Source organism: Streptomyces torulosus (assembly GCF_001419765.1).
GTDB classification, from domain to species: domain Bacteria; phylum Actinomycetota; class Actinomycetes; order Streptomycetales; family Streptomycetaceae; genus Streptomyces; species Streptomyces torulosus.
Genome location: NZ_LIRK01000174.1, coordinates 1 through 26,486, shown reverse-complemented (window position 1 = coordinate 26,486; position 26,486 = coordinate 1). Strand labels below are relative to the sequence as shown.

Sequence of the window (26,486 nt, the reverse complement as noted above, 5' to 3'; positions counted from 1 at the left end):
GGGCGGGGATTGGCGGGGCACACGGGCGGGACGGGACGACAGGGGATGGCGAATGCAGCTCACGGTGCGTACCTCGGACGGTCGGCGCCTGTCGATCAACGACGGCGGGCATCCCGCCGGCCGACCGGTGTTCCTGCTGCACGGCACACCGGGCAGCAGGTTCGGGCCCGCGCCGCGTGAACGGGTGCTGTACCAACTGGGCGTCCGGCTGATCACTTTCGACCGGCCCGGGTACGGCGACTCGGACCGGCTGCCGGGCCGTACCGTCAGCGCGGCCGCCGCCGATGTCCGGCACATCGCGGACGCGCTCGGCATCGGCCGTTTCGCCGTGGTCGGCCGCTCGGGCGGCGCCCCGCACGCACTGGCCTGCGCCGCGCTGCTGCCGGACCGTACGACTCGGGCGGCGGCCCTGGTGAGCCTCGCCCCGCGGGACGCGCCCGGACTGCACTGGTTCGACGGGATGACCGAGTCGAACGTGCGCGAGTACGTGAACGCCGCCATCGGCCGCAACCGGGTCACCGCGACCCTCGGGCGCCGCTCACGGTCGATCCTCGCCGACCCGGCCGCGTCCGTCGCCGAGATGGCCGGCGGGCTTCCCGAGTCGGACCGGTGGATCGTCGCGGACGCCGGCATCCAGGACATGCTGGTCCGCAACTTCGCGGAGGGCCTGCGCAGTTCCCCCGACGGCTGGGTGGACGACGTGATGGCGTTCAGCACGGGGTGGGGGTTCGATCTGGGCCGGATCAACACGCCGGTGAAGCTCTGGCACGGCGAGGACGACATCTTCGCCCCCGTCGAACACACCCGCTGGCTGGGCCGGCACATCCCGGACGCGGAGGTCGAGGTCGAGCGGGGCGCCGCCCACTTCGGCGCACTGCGGGTCCTGACCCGGGTCCTGAGCTGGGCCGTGAGCTAGCCCGCGGGGGAGGCCGGCGCTCCGCGGAGTGCCGGCCTCCGGACCTCCCCGGTGCTCAGGTCTGCTGCGGCTCCAGGTCCCTGCCCACCCGGCGCCATACACGGATGGACTCGGTGACGGGATGGGTGTCGCCCAGCAGCACGGACGCGCGGGACTCCGTCTGCTGCTGGAGCCGTTCGGCTTCCTCCTGGCGCTGCATGTCCCGCAGGGTGATCGACAGATTGCCGATGCTGACCAGCACGTCGGGATGGGTGGGGCCGAAGCGGCGGCGCAGCCCCTCGACGGCCAGCCGCTCCCAGTGCTCGGCGCGGTCGTACATGCCCATCTCCCCGTAGGCGTTGGCGAGATTGACCCCCGCGCAGAGCACCGCCGGGTGGCCCTCCCCGAGGTCCTCCGCCAAGGCGTCACGGGCCTCCTTGCTCAACTCGGCGGCCTTCTCCACCTCGCCCAGGGCCCGGTGGTAGATGGACAGGTTGTTGAGGCAGTACATGACGAACGGGTGCTCGGGGCCGAAGGAGGTCTTGTAGCCCTCCAGCACCTCGTTGACCAGTTCGACCGCCCGCGCGGCGCCGTTCTCGGCATCCGTGGCGAAGTAGTCCGCGGCGAGGTTGAGCCCGCAGGCCAGGGCCTCGGGGAGGTTGCTGCCGTAACGGTCGCGGTACAGGGCGTACGTCTCCGAGGTCTCCTGGGTGATGCGCAGCGCCTCCGCGATCTGGCCGTCCTTGCGCAGGGACACCGCGAGGCTCTTGTCGACCCGCAGCACCTCGGGCACGTTCGGGTTCAGGACCTGCTTGAAGCCCTCGCGGACCTCGCGCAGGATCTCCACCGAGTTCTTGTAGTCGCCCAGTTCCCGCAGGTCACGCGCGTGATGGCCCTTGGTGGTGAGGGTGTACGGGTGCAGCGGCCCGAGCAGCGCGGTACGGCGGCGGACGGTGTCCTCGTCGAGCTGCCGGGCGGCTTCGCTGTCGCCGGACAGCCGGTAGTCGATGGCGAGGTTGTTGGCGGCGGACAACGTACGGGGGTGATCCTCGCCGAAGATCTCACGGAAGCCCCGGTAGATCCGCTGGTCCAGGTCGAGGGCCTCCTTGAAGCGGCCCACCGCGCGGAGGTCGGCGGCGAAGCTGCCGGAGGTGATCAGGATGCTCGGATGGTCGTCACCGAGGAGTTCCCGCTGGTCGGCGAGGGTCTTCTCGTCGAGGTCGAGGGCCTCCTGGTACTGGCCCTGCGAACGCAGCACGTTCGCCAGTTCGAAGCGGAGATTGAGGATCTGCTCGTCGTTGACGGGCTCGTCGTTCGCGTCCCGGAACTCACCCGACCAGAACTCGTTGAGCTGGCTGCTCAGGGTGCGGGCCGCGTGCAGGTCACCGCGCTTCCACAGGTAGCGGACGCGGTAGACCATCAGCTGCCGCGGATCCTCCTCCGAGCAGTTGCGGATGTTGGACGGCGTCAGATGCGGCCAGATCACCTCGAAGCCCGGCCACTGGGCGGGGTCGTCCAGGGCCTCTTCGGGCGGTCGGGCGGCGGCCAGGATGCGGTGCACCTCATGGATGGTGTCGTCGTACTTCACCTCGTCCATGCCGTCGCGGACGGCGGCCTGGACGAGGCGGTGCACCTGGATCGAGTTGTCGGTCGAGTCGACCTTGGCGAGGGCGAAGCGGTTCAGTGCCTGGGTGACCCGGCCCAGCATGTAGCGGGCGCGCAGGTCCCGGTCGTACGGCAGCAGTGCCTTGATCATCGCGTCGCTGCCGATGAGGCTCATCGAGATGGGTTCGGCCGAGAAGAACGCGCAGAGTTCGAGGAGGCGGGCGGCGGCCGGTGACTCGTCCCTGAGGCGGTTGATGGAGATGTTCCAGGTGGCGCCCACGGACCTCGGGTACTCCACGGCCTCCACCGCCTCCTTGACGGAGAGCACCTGGGTGGACTGTTCGCGCAGCTGCTCGATGTACTCCTCGACGGGTGTGGCCGTCGCCTCCAGCCAGGCCGCCGCGACCTCGATGGCGAGCGGCAGGTCGCCCACCGCGTCGGCCACCAGCCCGCCGTCCTCCTCGCTCAGCCCCGGCACCCGGCGGCACAGGTGCTCCACGCTCTCCTCGCGGGTGAAGACCTCCACCTCCAGCGGCTGGACCTTCGGCAGGGTGGGCCGGGTGCGGGTGGTGGCCAGGAGGTGGCCGTAGACGTGCTCCGGAACGGGACCGGTGTACTCCGGGAACTTGTTCAGCACCTTGTCGAGGTCCTCGACGTTGTCGAAGATCAACAGCCAGCGGTTGAACGGCTCCCCTTCCCGCAGCGCCTGGATCACCGCCTCGGCCGCCTCCTTGACGTCCTCGCCCACACCGAGGCCGAGATGCTGCGCGAGCGCCGCCAGCTTCGGCATGACGAGTTCGGGCTGCTCGGCGTCGACCCACCACACCACGTCGTAGTCCGCCATGAACCGGTGGGCGTACTCACGGGCGAGCTGTGTCTTGCCCACACCGCCGAGACCGTGCAGGACCTGGGGCACGCGCTGACCGGGGCGGTTCGTGGTCAACTGCTCGCGCAGCTTGTCCAGGATGGTGGAGCGGCCGGTGAACCACCGATAGCGGGCGGGGACGTTGGAGACGCGCCTGCCCACACTGGGAAAGCGCAGGCCGCGCGAGCTGGGGGAGACGGTGGAGACGGCTTCGGGGCGGTCGAGGCCGTTCAGCAGAGCGCTGTACGCCTGGGTCTCGTTGAGGCCCTTGAGGTCGATGACGCTCCGGCCGGCGAACGGCAGGCTGATCTGCACGTCGTCGACACGGATCGACAGCGGCTGCTGCCGCTTCTCCGAGCCACCGGAGTGCACCGCCGCCTCCCAGGCGACCCTCGCCCGACGGGAGTCGACGAAGCTGGGCGAGAGCACCGCGAGCACCCGGTGCGCCCCGCCGGGCATGGCCTCGGCGCCGATCTCCGCCGTCGGCATCGTCTGCACGTTCTTCGGCACGACCTCGAAACCGGCACCGCGCAGCACCGACTCCAGCCAGTCCACCCACATCCGGTCCTCGGACACGTGGTAGAGCGTCAGCTGGGACAGCGGCACCGGCCGCTGACGGGTGTACGCGGCCTTGAACTGGGCCCGCTTCGCCTCACTGATCGGCGGCAGCTTGGTGACCCGCTCCTCGGTGATCACGGAGGTGAGCCGTTCGCAGGCGCTCAGCATGGAGTTGGCCGACTTCGGCGGGTCGCCGAAGGCCGCGAGGATCTCCTCGTACGCGTAGTACGGCTGGTAGAGGATCTCCGTGGTCGCCCAGTAGTCGGCCATCTGGTCGGTGTTCAGGCCGGAGGGCAGTCCGGAGAAGCGTTCTCTGGCGCGGGCGCGGCCGGCGTCCAGCTTGTCCTTCTCACCGAGGTCGATGCGCATGGCTACGGGCAGGATGCGGATGCCCTTCTCGCCGTGCAGTTCCTTGATGTCCTGCGCGACGGCGGCGGCACCCTCGATGCTCTGCTCGCTCAGCGTGTAGCAGACGACCAGGGTGTTCGGCATCTGTACGGTGCAGATGTCCGCGAGGTCGCTGAGGCCCGTCCGGCTGTCGATCAGCGTGTAGTCGTAGTAGCGCTGCATGTCGTCGCGCATCGCGTCGAAGAACTGGCCGCCGCCGTAGCTGGCGTAGAAGCGGTCCCAGTCCATGTTGCCGACGATCGGGTAGTCCCGGTGCCGTTTGCCCGCGGACAGGAAGTCCAGGCTGCCGCCCTCGGGAAACGCCCAGTCCAACGACAGCGCGTGCGGCCTGACCCGGGCGTAGTGGCGGTGCCAGTCCGACGCCCGGTCGGGCAGGTTGCGCAGCGCCTCGCGGCGGTAGTCGTCGATCAGGTTGATCAGTCCGGGGGTCCCCCGCAGCAACTGGGCGTCGAGGAAGGGATGGAAGAACTTGTGCAGGCCCGGCGCCTCCAGGTCCCAGTCCACGGCCAGGACACGGTGTCCGTTCGCGGCCAGGATCCAGGCCACGTTGGCGAGCGCCATGGTCCGCCCGGTGCCGCCCTTGTACGAGTAGAACGTGATCACGGTGCCGTTGCGGCTCTTGGTCATGCTCATGCTCTCCGCCCTGTCGGCCTCTTTCGGCCTCGCTCGTCGCGCGCCTTTCGGTGGTCGTGCCAGGTGGTGCTGCCGGGGTCCGTCACCCGGGGCTCGCTAACCCAGGTCGGGCCCCCTCAGCCGTGGAGGCTCGCTCGGTGGTCCCTCCGGTGGATAGGTCTCGACGTTCTCCCAGTAGTAGTGGACGGCCGACGTCACGGCCCGGTGCAGCTCGTTGCCGAAGGAGTCCAGGTCACGGATGCTGCCGTTGGCCGAGTAGTGGCCGGCCCGGTCCGTCGTGCGGGACACGAGCGTGCGGTAGGTGAGCTCGTCCAGCTCACGCTCCCGCTCGGCGGTCACGACGTCGTCCTTGTGCCGGGGAGTCATGACGCTGATCCAGGGCCGCTGCTCCCCGCACAACCTGCCCACCAGCTCCCTGCTCCGCTGCGACTCCAGCGCCCAGCGGTCGAGCAGCATCAGTCCGGGCGCCTTCGGCCCGCCCTCGTGAAGCATCCGCGCGCTCTCGTCGAGCACACCGACGTTGACCTTGTAGTTCCTGGTGCGGACGAGCTCCGCCGCGTGATCGCCCAACGGCAGGGCGGACTCGGGGTGGTAGGGGTTCCAGTCGTGCGGCTGGTCCCCGTAGAAGTCCGGCTTGCGGCCCTGCGGCAGATCGGAACGGGTGCAGGCGAGCACGGATATGTCGAACTCCGGCGGACGCTCGTCCGAGCCGAAGGCGGCCGGCAGGGACTCGTACTCCTTGGAGATCTTGCCTTCCTCCAACGTGGCCTCGTTGGCCACCCGCACGATCTCCTTGGCCAGCCGGTACACGGCCCGCTCGTACTCGTCCCGGAAGTAGCGGAGCTTGGTCAGCCCGTAGAAACCCTCGTCCGCGTAGTCCTGTCCGAAGGCGGCGTGGTTGAACTGCAGGTCCCTCGCCACCTGGGGCATCTGGGCCGGTTCCACCGGCACCCATAACGCCGGGATGATCGTGTTCTCCCGCGCGGGACCGCCGCGGGCCCGCTGGGTGACCTGACGTTGTGAGAACGCCCACCACTCACGGCCGCACTGCTGGCTCGTGAAGTAGCGCGGCGAGTACAGCGGGACGAACACCTTGCAGCGCGCGAGATTCATGGACAACTCGTCGGTCCACTTGGTGCCGACCGACATCTTCTGGTCCAGGAACCCGACCTTCGCCCCCCGGGGCAGGTCGGTCAGCCCCATGATGTGCTCGCACAGACCGTCGTACAGCTTCTTCACCCACACATTGGGGTCGCCGCCACTCGAGTCATGGCTCGGTGTGTGCGCGTAACTGAGGAAGAAGTAAGGACTACTCCCCCCTCTGGCCAGACCGGCTCCTTGCACGTATGCCCCCCGACGCTCCGTGACTGGGCCCCTAGTGTAGGAACCCACAAGTCCTGTTCGGAACAGGACGAACACACCCGACTCGGCTCCGGAAGGTCATGTTCTGGCAACCCGATGCCGGGGTGGCCGACGCGAAGGGTGAGGGGCCGCACCACTGCGGTGCCGGAGCAACGGGGCGTTGCGGGCGGAAAGAACCTGGCCCGACCAGGCCTGAAGCCGCCGCTCTCGCCGTTCGGGCCCTACCGCGCCGCCGCCTCCCAGGCGCCCCGGTGCTCCCCGGCCGCCTGCCGGGCCGCCCGCAGTGCCTCCGCCCCGACGTCGGCCGTCTGGAACCCTCGGAGGGTCCCCCGCATCCCCGCCACGAACCGCTCCCCCGCGGGAGTGAGCGCACCGGACCCGGCGAGGGTCTCCACCGCCTCGGCCGTCTGGTCCCGCCAGCGGGAGAACTGCACCTCGGCCGTGCGGGCCGTGTCACCGTCGGCGGACCGCCACCGCGCGAACCAGAAGTCGATCACCGCCAGATGGGCGTACGTCCCCTGAAGCAGCCCCTCCAGCGGACGCGGATCAGGGCGCCAGGGGGCGTAGAACAGCTTGTCGCAGGACGGGTCGTAAAGATCCGTCAGATCGAGTACCGCACCGAGCTTGACGTGCTGGAACTCATGGACGAGCAGCAACGCGAGCGACTCGGGGTCGGCGGGGCGCGCGATGGCGACCGCCCCGAACGCGTCGCGGGCCGCCGAGCTGATGTCGGAGCCGTCGGAGGCGGGGCGGAGAGGGGTGACCACCTGGAGCCCGGCGGCGATGCCGGGGGCGTACTGCGGAAGTTCGCGGCGGATCCACGCCCACGCGGCGGCCAGGTCGGCCCGCCATGCCTCGGCCTCGCCCTCGCCGAGCCGGGGGTGCGCCGGATGCCCGTGGCAGTCCCGCCAGGGGTCGGTGTCCTCCAGCGCGACGGCCCAGCCGTCCAGCTCGAACCGTCGGCTCCCCTGCCAGGCCGGGTCCTTGGGGCCCTTCCAGGACACCGTGTACGTCGTGCCGTCCGCGCGGACCGTGAAGCCTTCGTCGTCCGTGCGGACCTCGGCCTGTTCGACGCCGTCGCCCAGCGCGAGGGTTCCCAGCGTCGGCAGCCGCAGCACCCCCTCGTGGACGGGCACGACGACGGCCTCCGCCCGTCCGGCGCGCAGTGCGGCGGCCGCGGCGATCTCCGCCACGCCGCGCATGGCGATCTCGGCCGCGTCCGGGCCGCCCCGCAGCGACCGGAGGGCCCAGGGACGTACGTAGGGGTGGGTGAGGACCCGGTCGACGGATTCGGGGGCCGTGCCGTCGAGGAGTGTGAGTGTCTCCCAGGCGGCCTCGCCCAGCGGGGTGTGTGGTGTCTCGTGCCAGACGAGGCCCAGCAACTCGCGGCCGAGGGAGAGCTGGTGGCGGGCCAGCAGGTCCGTGGTGGCGGTCGAGCCGAGGCCCGCGGCCAGTTCGTCGAGGTGCTCGTCGCCCAGCGCGGGCTGGACGGACTGGTCGGACATGTGTCGGTCCCGGATGTCGGTGATGAGGCGCAGCAGGTCGGAGCAGTACACGGACGGGTTCAGGAAGCCGTTGCCGGTCCGGTACCGGTGGGCGTACAGCCCGCCGCCGCAGGAGCGTACGACCGGGCAGGCACGGCACTGGTCCGACAGCCCGTCAAGTCCCTGCTGCCGGGCGACGAGGCCCGGGTGCGCGGCCACGTCGTCGAGCGAGTGGGTGATCACGTCCATGCCGGTGACGGGGGCGCCGTCGTAGGCCGTCTTGAGGGAGTCGGCCTGTTCGAAGCTGCCGTCGGTCTCGATCACGGCGAGGTCGGCGGGTGCCAGTCCGAGCGACTCGGTCAGGCTGCTGTCGCCGCGCAGGGTGCGCAGGACGGAGTCGAAGATCCGTACGTCCATGGGGCGGCCGTCCGCCGCCCAGCGGTCGTACACCGCCAGCAGCCAGCGGGCGTAGGCCGTGCCCTCCGTGTCGTCGGCCGGGCGGAGCGGGGGTTCGTCCCAGGTGGCGTGCGGGAGGAGGAAGTCGACGCGGGGCGGCCGGAGTTCGGCGAGCGCGTCGTAGACGGCGACCGGGTCGTTGCACACGTCGATGGTGCACAGGATGCCCGCGAACAGGTGGCGGTAGCGGGGCCGGTCGAGCAGGGCGATGCCCCGCAGGACCCGGTCGTGGCTGCTGCGCCCGTTGGCGTAGCGGCGGTGCAGGTCGTTCGCGGCCTTGTCGCCGTCGAGCGAGACGCCCACCTTGATGTCGAACTCGTCGAACAGGTCGAGGAACCGCTCGTCGAGGGTGACGGCGTTGGTGTGGATCCGCAGGTCGAGGGCGCACACACCGGTGAGCGTCCGGTGCAGTTCCTCGGCCGCTCGGCGCAGCCGGGTGTGACCGGCCAGGAGCGGCTCGCCGCCGTGCAGAACCACGTGAACGGTGTCCAGGCCATGCGTTGTGGCATGTTCGGCGATGCGTTCCGCCGTGGCCTTCAGGACTTCGCCGGACGTCACAATGGGCCGACCGCGCCAGCTTTGGTCCGCATGTTCGAACACGTAGCAGTGATCACATGCCAGATCGCAGCGGCTGTGCATTTTGAGCACGAATTGGCGTAAGGGGTGGATTGGTCGGCCCATGGGTGTCATGAGAGGTGTGTCAGTTCCCGATCGATGGGTGATCGATGAGATCAGACCGAGCTCTGGAAGGCCGCGACCGCGACCCTGCCGGGTCCCCGCCGATCGACGCCGTTCGACACGGCGCGAGTCACCGCCGGGGACAATGCGCCGCTACTCTGTGCAGCCAAACGCACGAGGGAAACCCGCTCCGGGCCGACCGCGGTCGGCTTTCCCGGCTCTTCTGCCGCGATGTCGAGGGAAGCGTTCATTCGGACCTCATCTTCTGACAGCACCTCAGGTGCTGACCTGTATGGCCTTCGATAACTGAAGCATTGGCCGACGGGAACCGCGCGCCGGGAGGGCCGAGTCAGAAGCTGCAGGGGCCGACTGGACGAGCGGCATCAGATGCCAGCCGGCCTGATTGCGTGCTGACGATAGCGCTCGTACCGGACGACGAGCTCCTCCTCCACGACATAAACGTGAGGCGGGTCACACCAGTGGGTGAATGCCCACACCTCCCTCTGTCGCCAATGCCGAGGCCACCGCCCTGAGGCCTGGTCAACCTCGCCATGATGACGATCGCGAGCAGGCCTGGACCTCGTAAGGTTTTTGCCTATTCTTTACTCTTGAGCTCATCGATAAAAGGGGTAAAACGGTCCTCGAGGTGGCGTACTGAACTCGATCTGAAGCACTGAAGGCACGGCGGTGCATTCTTTGCGCCCCACCCCAACCAAGTGCGCCCCCAAGCGACTTGATCGACTTCCGTCCTCGTGGAGAGCCCGGCCCCGTACAGCGTTTCGTGGTTCCGGACAAGATCCGGAAAAGTCACTCTCCGTAGCGCCAAGCAGGTGTGGAACACCGACCAAACGTGACGACGCCGCGCCCCGGCGAACGGTTCCGCCTCCGCCGACCGACCTGACCCCACTCTCAGCGCCCTCACAGCCACCCCCCAGCCCCCTGACGGACTGCGTCCCTGGTTTCTGCGGCATGACGGGACATCACGCAAGCAAAACGATCACTCGGCGTCGGGCGCTCGCCCGGTCATGTCGACCCTCCAGGACACCGAACTGCTCCACACCGCCGGCCCGCACGGACTCCGTCACGTCCAGGCGGCCGCCCGTGGTGTCCTCGACGAGGGGGGTACGGCCACGACGACCGGCCGCCGGGCCCTGGCAGCGTTCGACGCGGACCTGCAGCAGCGGGGGTGGAGTCCGTGGGGCAGCGGCTCCCTGCTCGCGGGCGCACTGTTCGCCGACGCACTGCGGGTGAGGGTGGGCCGGGGCGCCTAGTAGCTCGGGGGTGCGTGTTCGTTGGCGGGTGCGGGTGGTGTGTGGTTTCTCGCGCAGTTCCCCGCGCCCCGGAAGGATGGGCCTGCGGCCCGGCCTTCATCGGGTGTCGCGTGCAACTCCCACCCACCCGCAGACAATGACGACGGCCGGAGCACCCCCAAGGGAGCCCCGGCCACCGCCCCCTTCTCAGCTCTGTCCGGCACCCTTCACGGACGCCATCCACAGCTCGACCTCATCACTTCGGCGAGGAAGCGCAGCGCTGAGGTTCCGGTTGCCGTTCTCCGTCACCAGGATGTCGTCCTCGATCCGGACGCCGATCCCCCGGTACTCCTCCGGAACGGTCAGGTCGTCCGCCTGGAAGTACAGCCCGGGCTCGACGGTCAGCACCATCCCCGGCTCCAGCGTGCCGTCGACGTACGTCTCCACCCGCGCCGCCGCGCAGTCGTGGACGTCCATGCCGAGCATGTGCCCGGTGCCGTGCAGGGTCCACCGGCGCTGCAGGCCCAGTTCCAGGACGCGCTCCACGGGGCCCTCGACGAGCCCCCACTCCACCAGCCGCTCGGTCAGCACCCGCTGCGCGGCGTCGTGGAAGTCGCGGTACTTGCCGCCCGGCTGCACCGCCGCGATACCGGCCTCCTGGGCGTCGTACACGGCGTCGTAGATCTTCCGCTGGATCTCGCTGAAGCGGCCGTTGATCGGCAGCGTGCGCGTGACGTCGGCGGTGTAGTACGTGTGGGTCTCCACGCCCGCGTCGAGCAGCAGCAGGTCGCCGGAGCGCACGGGGCCGTCGTTGCGGACCCAGTGCAGCGTGGTGGCGTGCGGGCCCGCGGCGCAGATGGAGCCGTAGCCGACGTCGTTGCCCTCGACCCGGGCGCGCAGGAAGAACGTGCCCTCGATGTAGCGCTCGGAGGTGGCCTCGGCCTTGTCGAGCACCCGGACGACGTCCTCGAAGCCGCGCACGGTCGAGTCGACCGCCTTCTGCAGCTCGCCGATCTCGAACTCGTCCTTGACCAGCCGTGCCTCGGAGAGGAAGACCCGCAGTTCCTCGTCGCGCTCGGCGGTGACCTTGTCGGTGAGCGCCGCCTCGATGCCCGCGTCGTGCCCGCGGACGACCCGGACGGGGCCGGTGGCCTCGCGCAGTGAGTCGGCGAGTTCGCGCACGTCGGAGACGGGGATGCCGTACAGCTTCTCCGACTCGGTCAGCGAGTGGCGGCGGCCGACCCACAGCTCGCCCTGGCCGGAGAGCCAGAACTCGCCGTTCTCGCGGTCGGACCGCGGCAGGAGGTAGAGCGTCGCCTCGTGGCCCTCGCCCTTCGGCTCCAGGACGAGGACGCCGTCCTCGGTCTGGTTGCCGGTGAGGTACGCGTACTCCACCGACGCCCGGAACGGGTACTCGGTGTCGTTCGAGCGGGTCTTCAGGTTGCCCGAGGGGATCACCAGCCGGTCGCCGGGGAAGCGCGCGGAGAGCGCGGCGCGGCGGGCGGCGGTCTCGGCGGCCTGGGCGATGGGCCGCAGGTCGTGCAGCTCGGTGTCGGCCCAGCCGGACTTCATGTTCTCGGTCAGCTCGTCGGACACGCCCGGGTACAGGCCGTTCTTGCGCTGCTTGATGGGCTCCTCGGCTTCGGTGGCCTCGTTCTCCGGGGTCGCCGGCTCGAGCTCGTCCGCCACGGTCATCCTCCTAGGTACGGCACTGGACCCCGCCCATCGTACGGTCGCGACGGACGGGGCCCAGGGCCCTTCAGGACGTCTCACGGGCGGTCACCGAGGGCTCACGGGAAGCAGCCGCGCGGGCTCGCGGGAAGCAGTCGTGCGGGCTCGCGGGAAGCGGTCGTGTGGGCTCGCGGGAGCAGCCGCGCTCGCTCGCGCGATGCCGTCGCGGCCCGGCGGTGGCCGGCTACTCGAACCGCGCCGCCAGCAGCACCACGTCCTCCGCGCCCTCCGTGGCGTCCAGCTCGTCCGGCAGCACGGTCCGCAGGACGTGGTCGGCGAGGGTGCCGGGGTCGGCGCGCAGCGCACGGGGGACGCCGGCGGCGGCCGCGTGGAGCCGCGCGAAGGCGCGGTCGACGGGCTCGCCGGTGCGCTGGAGGAGGCCGTCGGTGTACAGCAAAACGGTTTCTCCTGGCTGGGCGGTCAGCTCGACGCTGGGCGCCTCCCAGCAGGCGAGCATGCCGAGCGGCGCCGACAGGGACGTCTCCACGAACTCGGTGCGCCGGTCGCCGATCACCAGCGGCGGGCTGTGCCCGGCCCCGGCCAGCGTGAGCTTGCGCAGCGCGGGCTCGACGTAGGCGAAGAGGGCCGTCGCGGAGCGGGCCGGCTCGGTGAGGCGGAGCAGCAGTTCGAGGTCGGAGAGGACGGCCACGGGGTCCTCGCCCTCCATCACGGCGTACGCGCGCAGCGAGGCCCGCAGCCGGCCCATCGCGGCGATCGCGCTGGGCCCGGACCCCGTCACCGAGCCGACCGCGAGGCCGAGCGCGGCGTCGGGCAGCGGCAGGGCGTCGTACCAGTCGCCGCCGCCGCGCGGTCCGGTGCGGTGCCGGGCGGCGAGCTGGACACCCGCGACGCGGGGCAGCCGGGAGGGCAACAGTTCCTCGGCGATCGTCGCCATGGACACGCGGGTCCGCTCGACCTCGACGAGCCGCGCCAGATGCTCGGCGGCGTACCGCGCGTACAGCCCGACGAGGTGCCGCTGCCGCTCTGCCGGTTCGGCGGGCTCGTCGTACAGCCAGACGACGGCGCCGAGGCGGCCCGCGGCGTCGGTGAACAGGGGGAGCGCGTAGCTGGCGGCGTATCCGAGTCGGGCGGCGACCTCACGGTGACGGGGGTCGAGCCCGTCCTCGGCGAACAGGTCGGGTTGCGCGATCTCGCCGTCGCCGCCGGGCAGCCCGTCGAGGATGCGGCCGTACGGCAGGGAGCTGCGCGGCACGGTCTCCATGTGGCCGAGGTCGGCGCGGCCGAGGCCGAGGCCGATGGTCGTGTCGGGCCCGAGTCCGTCGAGCGGTTCCAGGACGACGAGGCCGCGCCGGGCGCCGACCAGGGCGGCTCCCGCGCTCAGCGCCTCCTGAAGGGCGCCGTCGAGCGCGTCCGTGCGTGCCAGGCGTTCGGTGAGTTCGTGCAGGGTCGTGAGGTCCGAGACCCAGCCGGCGAGCCGGTCCTGCAGGACGGCTCCGGGGGGCGTGCCTGCTCCTGTGGCAGGGGTGGCCGGCGAGGCGCCCGGGGCGGCAGGCGCGGGCGCGACAGTGTGTGCGGGAGAGGGAACCGTGGAATCGATTCCGGCCACTTTCGGAGGGTGAGGGGCGTTCATGGTGTCCGGCTTTCCGACCGGTGCGTATTGCTCAAAAGCATCGCAAACCCCCATGTCATTCTGCGCCGCTAGCAGTGTCTCCACATGTACACGCACTCGTGAGGGGATGTCCAGCATTGTCCTGCTGGGATATGTGGTGTCCGTGTGGTCCTGTTGGACTTGCGTTGGGTTACTGTCCAGTCCTTTGGAAAAACCAAAGTTGGCTTAAAAGTGTTGTGGTGAACGGTGTATTGAGGTCGACTGGCCTTGTTCAACAGAGCGTCACAGCGGTCGTGATGGGTACGTACTCGGTGAAGGCCAGGGGTGGCGTCAGTCATCCGGAACCTGGCGACTGAACCGGGCGTCCTATCCACCGACGACCGAGCCCCATCCTCCCGTGGCGGAGGCGGCGAGCAAACGCCGGACGGCAAAACGCCAGGCGTCGCCACCCCCACGCCACGCCATGCTTTGGACAGACTGCAAGTCAGCGCAAGCGATGGACGCGGACGTAGCCGAGCCAGGCCCGCAGGGGTTCCCCTTGTCCGTGACAGGGGTGTGATGCGCCAGCAGGTACGCACAGTGAAGTGAACGACACATGTTGTGAGTGACCCCACGGTGTTGCCATGCGTGCAACGGAAAGGACGAGCGCTCATGCGCGAGATCCCCGGAAGGCGACGCAGGCTCCTGTCCAAGCGCAACGGCGGGAGGCGCGAGCTGCTCGAGCAGGCCCTTACGTTCGCGAGGGAATGGCAGTGGCCCGTCCTCCCGGGCGTGGCGCCGGACCCGCAGGGGCGCGCCCGTTGCGCCTGCCCGGACCCGGAGTGCGTGGTGCCCGGCGCTCACCCGTTCGATCCCGGCCTGCTCGCCGCCACCACCGACGAGCGCATGGTCCGCTGGTGGTGGACCAATCGGCCCACGGCACCCATCGTCCTGGCCACCGGGGGCAGCGCGCCGTGCGCGGTAAGCCTGCCGGCCCTCGCCGCCGCACGGGCCCTCGCCGCGCTGGACCGCAGCGGCATGCGCCTCGGCCCGGTCGTCGCCGCCCCGCACCGCTGGTCGATCCTCGTCGCCCCGTACTCGATGGAGGAGCTGGGCGAACTGCTCTACGCCAAGGACTTCGTCCCCGGCTCGCTCCGCTTCCACGGTGAGGGCGGCTACATCGCACTGCCGCCGTCCGAGACGGGTCACGGCCGGATCCGCTGGGAGCGCGCTCCGCTGCCCGGCTCCGCGGCCCCCTGGGTGCCCGACGTCGAGGCCGTCGTGGACGCGGTCGTCGACGCCCTCACTCGTACGGGTGTGAGCGCCCCCGAGTTCTGAGCCCGTCCGGCGCGCGCTCGGTCGGGCGCCCCGGTGGGTCGTTATCTTCCGCTCATGCAGCGTCTTCCCGGGGGCCTCGGGGCCCCGTCGCCGCGCGGTCGGCACAGTGCGCCCTCACCCCGGACCCACCGAGCGACCGGAGCGGCGTGCGGTGGTCCGGACGCGCGCGGGCTCCGGCTCCTCGGGCTGACGGTCGCGGTGGCGTGCACCCTCACCCTGCCGCTCGTGGCGTCGGCGGGCCCCCTGGCCGACGGCGGCGACACCGTGGCGCGGCGGGCTGCCGGACAGCTGGACGGCGCGGGTGCGGAGCGACTCTCCACCGATGCAGCCGATGCAGCCGGAGCCGCTGAAGTCGCCGATGCCGCTGAAGTGGACGGACGCGCGGGGACCAGGCACTCCGGGGACGGGTCCGCGGGGAGGCCGGCGGCCGGGCCCGGCGACGGACCTGACGAGGGACCCGATGACAAGGCGCAGGCCGCCCGCGGGGACGCGGAGTCGTCCCGCTCGCACATGCTGCTCGGCCTCGGGCTCGCCACCGCCGCCCGCTGCGGCCCCGAACTCACCTCGCCCGACGGCATCGAGGCCCAGACCTGCGTCCTCACCCAGGGTGAGGAGAACTGGGCGCGTACGTACTACCGCAACGCGACCGGACGGGAGCTGAGTTCGGTCCTCAGCATGATGGGTCCCGGCGGCCGAAGTGTGCGCATGCACTGCGCCGTGGGCGCGGAGGACGAGCCGGGGGCGTGTGAGACACCGAGGGAGCGCACTCAGGGCGAGCCGGGCGCGTACACGGCCGTGGCGGAGTTCGCGGCACCCGACGGGAGTGGGCCGCTGCTCCTGCGTTCCGGTAGCAACTCCGGCCGTGCTCAAGGGCGTTGACGGCAGCGGCGCATCCGTACAGTGCGGCCGCTCGCGGGCCCGGACATGAGAAGACCCGGTTGCTGGCGACGGGGGATGCACCAGCAACCGGGCTGATGGAACCGTAACAAGAGATCGGCGCTTCGCAAATTCGATCTCGGCTATTCGGACACGAATTTGCCTGTCACGTAGGGGAGTTGTGACAGGAGTCACCACAAACGCAGGGTCAGCGCCGACCGGTGGACGACCGGCCGGCGCTTCCCGTGTCAGCTGAGCGTGACCTGCCGGTTGGTGAGTCCACCGCGGGCCCGACGCTCGTCCGGGGTGAGCGGAGACTCCTCCGCCAGGGCCGCGGCGAGCCGCTCGGCGAACTCCGCGGCCGGCTTCTCGATGTCGTCCGCGCCGACCCCGCTGGGGAGGTCCCACACGGGCACCGTGAGCCCGTGAGCACGGAAGGAGCCCACCAGACGGGTGCCCTCACCGAGGCTGGAGCCGCCCGCCGCGTGGAGCCGCGCCAGAGCGTCCAGAAGACGCTCCTCCGGGTGCGGCATGACCCAGCGCAGATGGTTCTTGTCGGGGGTCTCGCACCAGTAGGCCGCGTCGACACCGGAGAGCTTCACGGTCGGGATCGCCGCGGAGTTGGCCCGCTCCAGGGAGGCGGTGACCTCCGGGGTGGCGTTCTCCGTGTCGGGGACCCAGAACTCGAAGCCCGTGTGCACAACTGGCTCGAACTCACCTTCGGGGTCGAGCAGGTCCTGCAGCCGCGGCCCGTCGGCCGGGGCGCGCCGGCCCTGGACGGGGGTGCCCGGCTCGGCGACGAGGGCGCGCTGGAGGGTGTCGGCGAGGTCGCGGCTGATGTCGCCCGACGCCGTGTCGTTCTGCAGGCCGATCAGCACCGAGCCGTCGTCGCGGCGCAGCGCGGGCCACGCCATCGGCAGGACGGTGGCGAGCGTGACCGACGGGACGCCCTCGGGGAGCGCCTCGCGCAGCTTCAGCTCGACGGTGGCGGCGGGGACCAGCTCGCGCAGCGCCACCCAGTCGCACTCGCCGGGCAGGCCTTCGAACGGGCGCTGCACCAGCTCGGTCACGGCCTGCGCGGCGGCCCGGCCGTGACAGGCCTTGTAACGGCGGCCGCTGCCGCAGGGGCAGGGCTCGCGCGCACCGACGACGGGGACCTGCCCATCGGCGCCTGCGGTGCCGACTCCGCCGGTGCCCTGCGGGCGCTTGGCCTTCGTGTGGGGTCGCTTCTTGGCCATCGTGGGTGTCTCCCGATCACGGCTCGTCTCGTACTGGCGCGAGCCTAGCCGCTCGTACGGCGGCCGACGGGACCCTGTGGACAACGCACCGAGTCGTCCCGGAACCGGTGATTCAGGCCAGGTTGTTCGGTCGTGGCCGGGGGACTGCCGTAGGAAGAGGTGACTGGACGGTGAGATCGCGGAGGGGCGTCGGGCGGATGCGGCCGCCTCCGGGGAGGGGCCAGTGCGGGGCCAGTGGAGGGTCAGTCCATGTCCTCGAACGCGTCCGCGAAGTCCAGGTCGGGGAGGGACGAGACCGACGGGGCCGTGACGCGCGTAGCGAAGTCGTCCCGGCGGTGGGTGTGGCGGACGTCGTCCTGGACGACGACCCAGACCGTGACCTCGCCCCGGGCGTCGTCCCGTACGCCCCAGTCGTCGGCCAGTGCCGTCACGATGTTCAGCCCGCGGCCGCCGTGTGCGGTGACCGAGGGCGTGGACGGAATCGGGCGGGTCGGGCCACCGCCGTCCGTGACCTCGAGGGTGAGCCGCCCCGAGGGGTCCATGCGCCAGGCACAGCGCACGTCGCCGTCGCCGGCCAGCGCGTCGTTGAGGGGCCTGCCGTGTTTGCAGGCATTGCTCAGTAGTTCGGAAAGGATCAGCAGGGCGTCGTCGATGACCGATTCCGCCACTCCACCGTCGCGCAACTGATCACGCAACCGGTGCCTCGCCTGCCCCACGCCCGCAGGGCCATGGGGTACGGCCATGCTCGACGACGTGGGCACCTCCTGTGCCACCACCAACGCCACCCCCGAGACCTCCTTCACCCCACGCCACGGTGTGAATGCCCCATGGGACTGGACTGGAAACCGGCCAACACATGTGCTCTGACGCACTCACACCGATCGAATACGGTCCGAACGCGCCGGTGCACTCCCTGTGAGTGGCTGGCTGAATTTCGCCCCCGATGTACGGACTTGTCCGCGCACACAGATTCGCCGTTCTGGCGGAATTCTTACCTCCGCAGGCATGGTGTGCGGGGTTGCGGAGAGGGCCAGTGGCATGGCCAAGACTGAACAGGCGTGTATTCGGACTGGAGGCGGCGCGGCACGCGGAGGCGGCGCGCGGAGCGGGTGCGCGGCAGGGGCGGCGGCGCGTACGCGGCGAGGGTCGGTGGTGGGAGGTGGCGGCGCGTTCGCGGCGTTCGCGACGGGGATCAGCGGTGGAGTTGGTCGAGGACCGCGCGGGGGCGGTTGGTGATGATGGCGTCGACGCCGAGGCCGACGCAGAGGTCGACGTCCTCGGGTTCGTTCACCGTCCATACGTGGACCTGGTGGCCGGCCTTCTTCAGGCGCTCGATGTACGCGGGGTGGTTGCGCACGATCCTGATGGAGGGGCCCGCGATCCGGACGCCGCCCGGCAGACGTCCGTCCCGCAGCCGGGGCGAGACGAACTGCATGAGGTAGACCGCGGGCAGCGTCGGGGACGCGGCCCGCACGCGGTGCAGCGAACGCGCCGAGAAGCTCATGATCCGTACCGGCGACTCGTCGGCCGACGCCGGCGCGTCCAGCCCGAACCGCTTCAACAGCGCCAGCAGCCGCTCCTCCACCTGCCCGGCCCAGCGCGTGGGGTGCTTGGTCTCGATGGCCAGTTCCACACGGCGTCCCGCGTCGGCCACGAGTTCGAGCAGCCGTTCCAGGGTGAGGACGGAGGTGTCCGCCCTCTCCTCGGGGGCGATCTCCCAGTCGGGTGCCTCGTCGCCGTTCTTCCAGGAGCCGAAGTCCAGGGCGGCGAGATCGGCGAGCTCCAGGGTGGACACCGCGCCGCGGCCGTTCGACGTACGGTTGACGCGTCGGTCGTGGACACAGACCAGATGGCCGTCCGCGGTCAGCCGGACATCGCATTCGAGGGCGTCCGCACCGTCCTCGATCGCCTTCTTGTACGCGGCCAGGGTGTGCTCGGGGGCTTCCTCGGAGGCCCCTCGGTGGGCGACGACCTGAATCGGGAGCTGTCGTGCGTGGGTCACCGCGTCATGGTGCCACCGTGAAGGGGGTACGCGTCGGGGCGGTGGCGTCGTACGGCTGCGGCACCAGGGGCGATGCGCACCTTTAGTCAGATAGATCCTATATAAAGGTTCCTCCCGGACCCACAGACACCGCTTATGGTGCCCTGACGGCTCGTGGGAAAAGCTGACCGCATACAAAAACTCGCGCACGGCCCCGCTGTGCGCCCAAGACGAGTCGACCGCTGACAGGTGACAGCCGTGGATCGAGGAGAGAAGCTGTGAGCACCGAGAACGAGGGCACCGCGGTACCCCCGGCCCCGTCCGCACCTCCCGTGCCGGTGGACACTCCCGCTGCCTCCGCGCCGGCCCCGGCCCCCGAGCCGAGCGTGGCCCCCGCGGGAACCACCTCCGAGCCGGCCCCGACCGCCCACACGGCGCCCCCGGCCGTGGCCGGCGCCACCGACGGGAACGCCCCGACGGCCCAGCTCCCGCCGGTCCCGCCGAGCGCACCGGACCAGACGGCGGTTCAGCCGCAGCCGCAGCAGCCGCCGCACGAGCAGCCGGTGGCCCACGCACAGCCGCAGCCACACGGGCAGCAGGCGCATGGGCAGCAGCCGCATGGGCAGCAGGCTCAGCCGGAGCTGGTGACCACGGGTGCGCCCGGGTACGCGGCGGCCTCTGGCCCTGGCCATGGAGCCGGCCACGGCTACGGGCAGGCGCCCGGCGCCGGCGGAGGCTACGGCCAGGCACCCGGCGTCCCTGGTGTCCCGAGTGGTCCCGGTGCTCCCGGTGGCACCTCCGCACCCGACGCCGCGTGGCCGCCCCCGGCTCCGCCGGCCGTCCCGTCGTACGCGGACGGCGGGCACACGTACGCCGACGGCAGCGGTGTCGCGGGACCGGGCGGCCCCGGTGACCAGGGCGGCGCCGGCGGGCACGGCGGTGGCGCGGGCGGCGGCTGGGGCTCTTCGTGGCAGCAGACGCAGCAGCCGGCCCCCCAGCCGGGCGGCAAGAAGCGCGGCGGTCTGATCGCGGCGGTCCTGGTGGCCGCGCTGGTGGCGGGCGGCGTCGGCGGCGGCATCGGCTACACGCTGGCCGACCGCAACGACAACTCGACGGGTTCCACGACCGTTTCGGCCTCCCAGAACGGCGGTGACGTCAAGCGCGCGGCCGGTACGGTCGCCGCGGTGGCCGCGTCGGCGCTGCCGAGCACGGTCACGATCGAGGCGTCGGGCAGCGACGGCGAGGGCGGCACGGGCACGGGCTTCGTGTTCGACAAGGAGGGGCACATCGTCACCAACAACCACGTGGTGGCGGACGCGGTCGACGGCGGCAAGGTGTCGGCGACCTTCCCGAACGGCAAGAAGTACAACGCCGAGGTCGTCGGCCACGCGCAGGGCTACGACGTGGCGGTCATCAAGCTGAAGAACGCCCCGTCGGACCTCAACCCGCTGACGCTCGGCGACTCCGACAAGGTGGCGGTGGGCGACTCGACGATCGCGATCGGCGCCCCCTTCGGCCTGTCGAACACGGTGACGACGGGCATCATCAGCGCGAAGAACCGCCCGGTCGCCTCCAGCGACGGCTCCTCGGGCAGCAAGGCCTCGTACATGAGCGCCCTGCAGACCGACGCGTCGATCAACCCGGGCAACTCCGGCGGTCCGCTGCTCGACGCCCGGGGCAACGTCATCGGCATCAACTCGGCGATCCAGTCCGCGAGCAACGGCGGCTTCGGCTCGGGCCAGGCGGGTTCGATCGGCCTGGGCTTCGCGATCCCGATCAACCAGGCGAAGAACGTGGCCCAGCAGCTGATCAAGACGGGCAAGCCGGTGTACCCGGTGATCGGCGCGTCGGTCTCGCTCAGCGAGGGCACCGGTGGCGCGGAGATCACGGACTCCGGCGAGAACGGCGCGTCCTCGGTCACGCCCAACGGCCCCGCCGACAAGGCCGGTCTGAAGTCCGGCGACGTGATCACCAAGCTCGACGACCACGTCATCGACAGCGGCCCCACCCTCATCGGCGAGATCTGGACCCACCAGCCGGGCGACAAGGTCACGCTCACGTACACCCGCGACGGCAAGACCCGCACCGCCGAGGTCACCCTCGGCGAACGCCAGGGTGACAGCTGACGGAGGCGCGCGCAGCCGGCCGACGCGAGCGTGCTCCAGTCGGCTGGTGGGGCCAGCGGCTCCCTGACGTCCCCCACGCACCGCCCCTCGCCCGGGGTGGTGCGTGGCCCGTCCTCCCCGCGAAGGGCCCGCGCGCGGCCCACGGCCCCCGCGAACCGCACCGGGCCGGTACGCTGTACCCGCTCCGCCCCTGGTGGGCCGGGGCGCGGGGTGGGTTGCCCGAGCGGCCTAAGGGAACGGTCTTGAAAACCGTCGTGGCGCAAGTCACCGTGGGTTCAAATCCCACACCCACCGCCAGATGAAACGGCCCCTGACCAGGCAGTTGGTCAGGGGCCGTCGTCGTGCGCGGTTCCCGCTCAGCACCGTGGTTCCCCGTGGTTTCCCGCTGGATCGGGCACGGATGGGGCACGTGCGCCTTCTGATCCGTAGCCCTGCGGATGTCGGTCATGGTGGTCATGCATGATGCTGTGCGGCCTTCAAACGACCACTGTTGGGCGCGGACGGTTGCTGTGGGTGCTGTGCCTCGCTGCCGTCTCGATTCCTGAACCCGTCAGTTGCCGGCTGCCCGGACCACTACGCGCCGGGAGCCCGGTACTGAACTTGCCCGGCTTTGCGCAGGGCATCCATGGTTTCGTCGACGGTCAGGAGAACGGTCGTCTCGAACGAGTTGAGCGCGCCGCCTCCGCTGATCGCCAAGGCGACCGCAGCCATGGAGACGTTGTCCGGAGCCTCCCACAGGTTGTAGCCGTCGCGGGTGCCGAACGCGTACCAGAAGCCGTGGAGCTTGCCGCCGACGGACTCGATGTACGACTGAGCGGCCTTTGCGCGGTCCTCGGGGTGGCCGATGAGTCTCGCCCAGGTCTCCGGCGTGTAGCTGAACCTCGATAGATAGAGCGGCATCATGTCTCCCTTTCGTCCCAGCCAGGGATGCCCCTGCGGGATGGGACACGCCTCCGAGGTCATCCGCGTATCCCCCGAACAGCCGAGGTGATGACTGGCATGGCCCCCTGGCAACGGAGCCGTGAGCTTTTCTGCCGCGACCGCGCTGGTGAAAATCGGCGACAGCGCCGTCTGGACGGATATGTTGGCCTTGGATGATCATCCGGGCAGTCGGGTCCGGGAGGAGGCAGCCTGGTTCGTCCTTGCCCGGCTTCAGCGGCCGGATGCTGCTGGCGGTTGAGGTCGTGTCCCACTAGGTGGGTCGATCGAGGGACACTCACCCGCTGCCCACTGCCGCTCCCCGTGGTTCCCTGCCGGATTTGGCACGGGAACTACCTACTGGTCTTCCTCAACTTGGCTTCGCGGATGAACACCTGCGGTGATACCCAACCCGCCATCTCTGACCAGGGGGAAAGCCGTCGTCGTCTGTCGTCGTAGGCCCCCCTCAGACGGCCCACAGACGGCCCCGGCTGTACCGAGGCCGTCAGGATCAATCCCTATTCCTGGAGCGTCGGCGCCTTGTCTTGTGCTGTTGGCAGCGATCCGGCCTGGACTTTGCTGCGGCTATCAGAAGGCAGCGACGCCGATCGGGTTGGCGCCGACGGGGACGCTTGTGACTGCGTTGTTGGTGGTGTTGATCACCGACACGGTGCTGTCGAGGAAGTTCGTCACGTAGGCACGGTTGCGGGGCGGATCCACTGCCACCCCGAACGGGAGGTCTCCAACGGGGATGCGGGGCAGGATCTCCGTGTTGTTGGTGGTGTTGATCACCGACACGGTGTCGTCGTTGGAGTTGGCCACGTAGGCGCGGGCACTGGACGGGTCCACCGCCACCCCGATCGGCTCGCTGCCGACGGGGATGCGGGGCAGGATCTCCGTGTTGTTGCTGGTGTTGATCACCGACACGTTGTTGTTGGCCAAGTTGGTCACGTAGGCGCGGGCAGTGGACGGGTTCACCGCCACACCCTCCGGGTCGGTACCGACGGGGATAGATCCGACCACCTGGTTGTTTCTGGTGTTGATCACCGACACGGTGTTGTCGCCGGCGTTGGTCACGTAGGCGCGGGCACGGGGCGGGTCCACCGCCACGGCGCTCGGGCTGGCGCCGACGGGGATGCGCGGTCCGATCACCCGGTTGTTGCTGGTGTTGATGACCGCCACGGTGCGGTCGACGAAGTTGACCACGTAGGCGCGGGCACGGGTCGAGTCCACCGCCACCACGGTCGGGTTGGTGCCGACGCGGATGGGCGATCCGATCACCTGGTTGTTGTTGGTATTGATGACCGACACGGTGTTGTCGCCGGCGTTGGTCACGTAGGCGCGGGCACGGGGCGGGTCCACCGCCACCCCGTATGGATTGTCGCCGACGGGAATGGTGGCGGTGACCGTGTCGGTGCTGGAGTCGATCACCGACACGGTGTCGCTGCCAGTGTTGGCCACGTAGGCGGTGTGGGAGCACGGCCGGTGTGGGTGCATCGCGTAGGCGGCGTGGGAGCACGGCCTGCCTGGGTGCTCGTCTGCCGAGGCATGGTAGGTAACGCCGGGCAGCAGTGCGGCGCACAGTGCGGCCAGGGCCCCAACTACCCATGCCCGTCGACAGTGGCCCGTCCGCCTCGATCTCTGCTTCCTACGTCGCTCGGGGACATGGGTGCACTTGTCCCGGCTGGTGTGCATACGCATCTCCTGACAGGGGGCCGCGTCTCGTGTTTCAGCTGACCGGGTATGGCTGCCGGACTGTGCGCGGCTATGGGTGATCCAGTAGCAGAATCCTCAGTCGGTTTTGGCCCTTGCCAGGGAGGCTCGGCCGAACGAATTGCCAATGTCACCGGTTCGGCTGGTCAGAAGTTAGGTCGGCGGAGCGGCTCTGGGCTGGAGTTGCAATGACCGAGTCAAGCCCATGGGGCGCCCTCCGCTTGTGAGGACGGCGCCTCTGTCGGGGATCGTCTGTGCCTCAGCCGACGAAAGTCAGCCACGACGGCGGCTGAGCCGACCGATCAGGCGCGCGTGTGCCTCGCTGCACCCCCACTGGCCTCATTCCCGAGCATTGGGCGCCGCCAGACACGCGTGCTTTCCTGTGTGTCTCAACAGGCCTGGACCAGCTTTATCTGTAAAGGAAAATTGAACAATGAGGAAGAATGCTGTTGTCCGTGGCATCGTCAGTGGGCTCCTGGTCGTCGCCGCGGCCGGTGCTGTTCTCTTGGCTGTCCCAGCCGCAGCGGTCGACGCTTCGACCGTCAGTGCGTCGAACTGCCCGCCCGCGGTCCACTGCCCTCCTGTCTCCGGCGTCTGATTCGCGGAGCTGACTCCGGCGCGTGTGACACCGTATTTTGCCGTCAAACGGGGACACGCCGGGGCAGTTGCGGTGCCCAGGGTGCCCGCCGTGAGGGTGCCCCTGGCGAGCACCTCGCCGATGTCGTGGGCCACGTATGGGCCAGGTGACCCGTTGCGGGAGCTGAAACTGCTCCTGACCAGCACGTTGGTGCCGCATGCCTGACGCTATTGAAAACCGTCGTGGCGCGAGTCACCGTGGGTTCAAATCCCACACCCACCGCATCGCAGGTCAGAAGCTTGCAGGTCAGAAGGGGTGCCACTCTCCGGAGTGGCACCCCTTCCGCGTGCAGCCTGTCTCACCACGTCTCGCCCATGTCCCATCTTTGACCAGTGCGTATAGGGCATCTGTGGGCCAGGAATCGCGCTACTCGTCGTCGGGCAGTCCCTTGGCGATCAGCCGGTCAGAACTTCCTTGATCCCCTTGAGGGTCTTGGCGTAGAACCGGTAAAGCACGGCGATGCTGTGCCCGGCCCGCGCCGCGCCGCGAGCGGGGAGGCCGCTTCCTTCTCGGACAAGGCTTTGGTACGGGCAGCGCTCCAGAGATCGCAGTACTCGGTGGAACGGACACGGCCTCCTCTGGCCGCGCGGAAGAGCCGACCGTCCGGGGCCGCCCCGTACGTCGCGATGTGGTCGCGCAGCATCTTCACCAGGACCGGCGGAATCGGCACGGGACGCGTAGCCCCACGGGCCCGACGATTGAGACCTCGTGCTTCGTACGAAGCGCCGGTCCGTCCAGCCGCCGCCCCCTCCGGACGGTTCTCCCCGAGCAGCAACTCCCCCCACTGGTCAGCCGACTCGGCGGTATCCGGTGGCAATATGCAGTCCGCGCCCTTCAAGGACACACATCTCGCCGGGACGCATGGCTGCGCAGTTCAGGCGGCCGAAGAACAGCCGATGAGCCACGCGATGGCCAGGCATGCGGTCTCGGCGTTGGCGAAGTTGCACAGCCTGAGCAGGAGATCGATGCCCTTGCCGTCGGTGTCCTTGACGGGCAGGGGCAGTTCCCCGGGGGATTCGCCCTTGGCCTGCGCGGCCGTTGACAGGCGCGCGACGTGAGCGTCGGTCAGGCAGCCGCACCGACCGTGCGTGGACAGCACACGGATGGTGGCGAGCTGCTGCTCGCGGCTCGACGCAGGGTTGACGTTCGCCGGACCCGACCCGCCGAGAATTGCGATTTTTTGGCGGCGTTTCTCAGTCGCCCGTCCGGAGTAAAGCAGGCAGCGCCATCCGGCCCATTGAGCATTTTTAAGAATTTTGCGATTGGTTGGTCAATTCCAGCGAAGGCTCTCGAGGCAGCCGTAAATCGATCCCTTCCTCGAATAATATGCCGCCGTCAGAACCGCCGATATAGGCACCGCCCCCTCACAGGAGTTGGCCCCTCGATGACACTGAATATTCTTGGTGCGCCACGACGGCGCACCATGTCGCTTTGGATCATGGCGGTAGTAACCGCGCTGATCGCCGCTGCCGCAATCGCGATGTCACCGACACGCGCAGAAGCCGTTGCCACGCCTGTGCCGCTGGGTACGGCGGGGAATTTCGGGGTACTGGCTGGTTCGACAGTCACCAACACCGGCGAAACGACGGTCGAGCGTAGCGTCGGAGTGAGCCCGGGTACGGCGGTCACGGGGTTCCCGCCCGGCGAAGTGCTGCCGCCCGGAACAATCCACGCTGCTGACGCTGTCGCTCTCCAGGCCAAGCTCGATCTGAGAACGGCGTACATCCAGGCTGCGGGACAGGCAGCCGACGTCACGTACACCGGAGATCCCGTTGAGCTCGGTGGCCAGACGCTGGTGCCGGGCGTCTACAAGGTGCCCGTCAGTGCCGAAATCACCGGCACCCTCACTCTGAACGGCCAGGGCAACCCCAATGCTGTCTGGGTGTTCCAGGTTGGTTCGACGCTGACGACGGCATCCGCCAGCCGGGTGCTTTTCACCAATGGCGCCAACCCGTGCAATGTGTACTGGCAGATCGGCAGCTCGGCCACTCTCGGTACCAATTCCAGGTTCGTGGGCAACATCCTGGCCTTGGCCTCGATCAGTGCCACTACGGGGACGACCGTCAATGGCCGGCTACTGGCCCGCAACGGCGCCGTGACGCTGGACTCCAACACGATCTTCCAGGGTGAGTGCAGCACCACCCCCACGACGCCTCCGGCTACCACGCCTCCGGCTACGACGCCT

The 26,486-nt window shown here is 69.8% G+C and carries 18 protein-coding genes, 1 tRNA gene and 1 pseudogene; 8 read left to right on the top strand and 12 right to left on the bottom strand.

The window, feature by feature from the left end:
- Positions 1-52 precede the first annotated feature (52 nt).
- Positions 53-916: an alpha/beta fold hydrolase gene (locus AOK23_RS12525; RefSeq protein WP_055712791.1), complete on the top strand. Its 864-nt coding sequence runs from the start codon at positions 53-55 to the stop codon at positions 914-916.
- A 55-nt stretch (positions 917-971) separates the two neighbouring features.
- Here the strand turns inward: AOK23_RS12525 and fxsT are convergent, their stop codons facing one another.
- The 4 genes from fxsT to fxsA form a co-directional block, all read right to left on the bottom strand.
- The gene (fxsT, locus tag AOK23_RS12520; protein ID WP_055712790.1) at positions 972-4,958 is read right to left on the bottom strand and encodes an FxSxx-COOH system tetratricopeptide repeat protein; all 3,987 of its coding nucleotides are present in this window, start codon (positions 4,956-4,958) and stop codon (positions 972-974) included.
- Positions 4,959-5,060: 102 nt separating this feature from the next.
- On the bottom strand, positions 5,061-6,308 hold the full coding sequence (locus AOK23_RS12515; RefSeq protein ID WP_240496369.1) for a TIR-like protein FxsC: 1,248 nt from the start codon (positions 6,306-6,308) through the stop codon (positions 5,061-5,063).
- Between the two features lie 239 nt (positions 6,309-6,547).
- A complete protein-coding gene (locus tag AOK23_RS12510; protein WP_055712789.1) occupies positions 6,548-8,956 on the bottom strand; it encodes an FxsB family cyclophane-forming radical SAM/SPASM peptide maturase in 2,409 nt (802 codons plus the stop codon).
- 41 nt (positions 8,957-8,997) lie between these two features.
- Positions 8,998-9,195, bottom strand: a complete 198-nt coding sequence (gene fxsA / locus AOK23_RS44885) for an FxSxx-COOH cyclophane-containing RiPP peptide (protein WP_079049446.1) — start codon at positions 9,193-9,195, stop codon at positions 8,998-9,000.
- A 771-nt stretch (positions 9,196-9,966) separates the two neighbouring features.
- Here fxsA and AOK23_RS12505 point away from each other — a divergent pair.
- Positions 9,967-10,215: pseudogene (locus AOK23_RS12505) on the top strand (triphosphoribosyl-dephospho-CoA synthase); the annotation flags it as partial.
- 186 nt (positions 10,216-10,401) lie between these two features.
- Here AOK23_RS12505 and AOK23_RS12500 read toward each other — a convergent pair.
- Both AOK23_RS12500 and AOK23_RS12495 read right to left on the bottom strand, forming a co-directional pair.
- The gene (locus AOK23_RS12500; protein ID WP_055712787.1) at positions 10,402-11,889 is read right to left on the bottom strand and encodes an aminopeptidase P family protein; all 1,488 of its coding nucleotides are present in this window, start codon (positions 11,887-11,889) and stop codon (positions 10,402-10,404) included.
- A 220-nt stretch (positions 11,890-12,109) separates the two neighbouring features.
- A complete protein-coding gene (locus AOK23_RS12495) occupies positions 12,110-13,633 on the bottom strand; it encodes a PP2C family protein-serine/threonine phosphatase (RefSeq protein WP_079049445.1) in 1,524 nt (507 codons plus the stop codon).
- A 513-nt stretch (positions 13,634-14,146) separates the two neighbouring features.
- Between AOK23_RS12495 and AOK23_RS12490 the strand changes: the two genes are divergently transcribed.
- Together AOK23_RS12490 and AOK23_RS12480 are read left to right on the top strand one after the other, a co-directional pair.
- Positions 14,147-14,812 carry a bifunctional DNA primase/polymerase gene (locus AOK23_RS12490; protein WP_055712785.1) on the top strand — a complete coding sequence of 222 codons (666 nt, stop codon included), beginning with the start codon at positions 14,147-14,149 and terminating at the stop codon, positions 14,810-14,812.
- Between the two features lie 54 nt (positions 14,813-14,866).
- Positions 14,867-15,691 carry a hypothetical protein gene (locus AOK23_RS12480; RefSeq protein ID WP_420823705.1) on the top strand — a complete coding sequence of 275 codons (825 nt, stop codon included), beginning with the start codon at positions 14,867-14,869 and terminating at the stop codon, positions 15,689-15,691.
- Positions 15,692-15,936: 245 nt separating this feature from the next.
- Here the strand turns inward: AOK23_RS12480 and AOK23_RS12475 are convergent, their stop codons facing one another.
- The 3 genes from AOK23_RS12475 to AOK23_RS12465 all read right to left on the bottom strand — a co-directional run bounded on the left by AOK23_RS12475 (position 15,937) and on the right by AOK23_RS12465 (position 18,928).
- A complete protein-coding gene (locus tag AOK23_RS12475; RefSeq protein ID WP_055712782.1) occupies positions 15,937-16,926 on the bottom strand; it encodes a DUF5926 family protein in 990 nt (329 codons plus the stop codon).
- A gap of 242 nt (positions 16,927-17,168) precedes the next feature.
- Positions 17,169-17,711 carry an ATP-binding protein gene (locus AOK23_RS12470; RefSeq protein WP_055524417.1) on the bottom strand — a complete coding sequence of 181 codons (543 nt, stop codon included), beginning with the start codon at positions 17,709-17,711 and terminating at the stop codon, positions 17,169-17,171.
- Positions 17,712-18,118: 407 nt separating this feature from the next.
- The gene (locus tag AOK23_RS12465) at positions 18,119-18,928 is read right to left on the bottom strand and encodes a glycerophosphodiester phosphodiesterase (protein WP_055712781.1); all 810 of its coding nucleotides are present in this window, start codon (positions 18,926-18,928) and stop codon (positions 18,119-18,121) included.
- A 257-nt stretch (positions 18,929-19,185) separates the two neighbouring features.
- On the opposite strand from AOK23_RS12465, the gene AOK23_RS12460 reads away from it, so the two are divergent.
- Positions 19,186-21,033, top strand: a complete 1,848-nt coding sequence (locus tag AOK23_RS12460) for a S1C family serine protease (RefSeq protein WP_055712780.1) — start codon at positions 19,186-19,188, stop codon at positions 21,031-21,033.
- Positions 21,034-21,242: 209 nt separating this feature from the next.
- A tRNA-Ser gene (locus tag AOK23_RS12455) sits at positions 21,243-21,330 on the top strand.
- 276 nt (positions 21,331-21,606) lie between these two features.
- Here AOK23_RS12455 and AOK23_RS12450 read toward each other — a convergent pair.
- A complete protein-coding gene (locus AOK23_RS12450; protein ID WP_055712792.1) occupies positions 21,607-21,933 on the bottom strand; it encodes a GYD domain-containing protein in 327 nt (108 codons plus the stop codon).
- Positions 21,934-22,054: 121 nt separating this feature from the next.
- Between AOK23_RS12450 and AOK23_RS47810 the strand changes: the two genes are divergently transcribed.
- Positions 22,055-22,213, top strand: coding sequence for a hypothetical protein (locus tag AOK23_RS47810; RefSeq protein WP_157878015.1), 159 nt, complete (start codon positions 22,055-22,057; stop codon positions 22,211-22,213).
- A 326-nt stretch (positions 22,214-22,539) separates the two neighbouring features.
- Here the strand turns inward: AOK23_RS47810 and AOK23_RS12445 are convergent, their stop codons facing one another.
- Entirely contained in the window at positions 22,540-23,412 is an 873-nt protein-coding gene (locus tag AOK23_RS12445) for a beta-propeller fold lactonase family protein (protein WP_169800295.1), read from the bottom strand.
- Positions 23,413-25,175: 1,763 nt separating this feature from the next.
- On the bottom strand, positions 25,176-25,400 hold the full coding sequence (locus tag AOK23_RS49700; RefSeq protein ID WP_055712778.1) for a hypothetical protein: 225 nt from the start codon (positions 25,398-25,400) through the stop codon (positions 25,176-25,178).
- A 285-nt stretch (positions 25,401-25,685) separates the two neighbouring features.
- Here AOK23_RS49700 and AOK23_RS12435 point away from each other — a divergent pair.
- On the top strand, positions 25,686-26,486 hold an 801-nt coding region (locus AOK23_RS12435), incomplete at its 3' end, for an ice-binding family protein (RefSeq protein WP_157878014.1).

What these genes read in the sequence shown, in the direction of transcription:
- AOK23_RS12475 (WP_055712782.1), bottom strand. Translation starts at nt 16,926, where the DNA reads ATGGCCAAGAAGCGACCCCACACGAAGGCCAAGCGCCCGCAGGGCACC.
- fxsT (WP_055712790.1), bottom strand. Translation starts at nt 4,958, where the DNA reads ATGACCAAGAGCCGCAACGGCACCGTGATCACGTTCTACTCGTACAAG.
- AOK23_RS12450 (WP_055712792.1), bottom strand. Translation starts at nt 21,933, where the DNA reads ATGCCGCTCTATCTATCGAGGTTCAGCTACACGCCGGAGACCTGGGCG.
- AOK23_RS12510 (WP_055712789.1), bottom strand. Translation starts at nt 8,956, where the DNA reads ATGACACCCATGGGCCGACCAATCCACCCCTTACGCCAATTCGTGCTC.
- fxsA (WP_079049446.1), bottom strand. Translation starts at nt 9,195, where the DNA reads ATGAACGCTTCCCTCGACATCGCGGCAGAAGAGCCGGGAAAGCCGACC.
- AOK23_RS12480 (WP_420823705.1), top strand. Translation starts at nt 14,867, where the DNA reads ATGCAGCGTCTTCCCGGGGGCCTCGGGGCCCCGTCGCCGCGCGGTCGG.
- AOK23_RS12525 (WP_055712791.1), top strand. Translation starts at nt 53, where the DNA reads ATGCAGCTCACGGTGCGTACCTCGGACGGTCGGCGCCTGTCGATCAAC.
- AOK23_RS12490 (WP_055712785.1), top strand. Translation starts at nt 14,147, where the DNA reads ATGCGCGAGATCCCCGGAAGGCGACGCAGGCTCCTGTCCAAGCGCAAC.
- AOK23_RS12495 (WP_079049445.1), bottom strand. Translation starts at nt 13,633, where the DNA reads ATGCTGGACATCCCCTCACGAGTGCGTGTACATGTGGAGACACTGCTA.
- AOK23_RS12500 (WP_055712787.1), bottom strand. Translation starts at nt 11,889, where the DNA reads ATGACCGTGGCGGACGAGCTCGAGCCGGCGACCCCGGAGAACGAGGCC.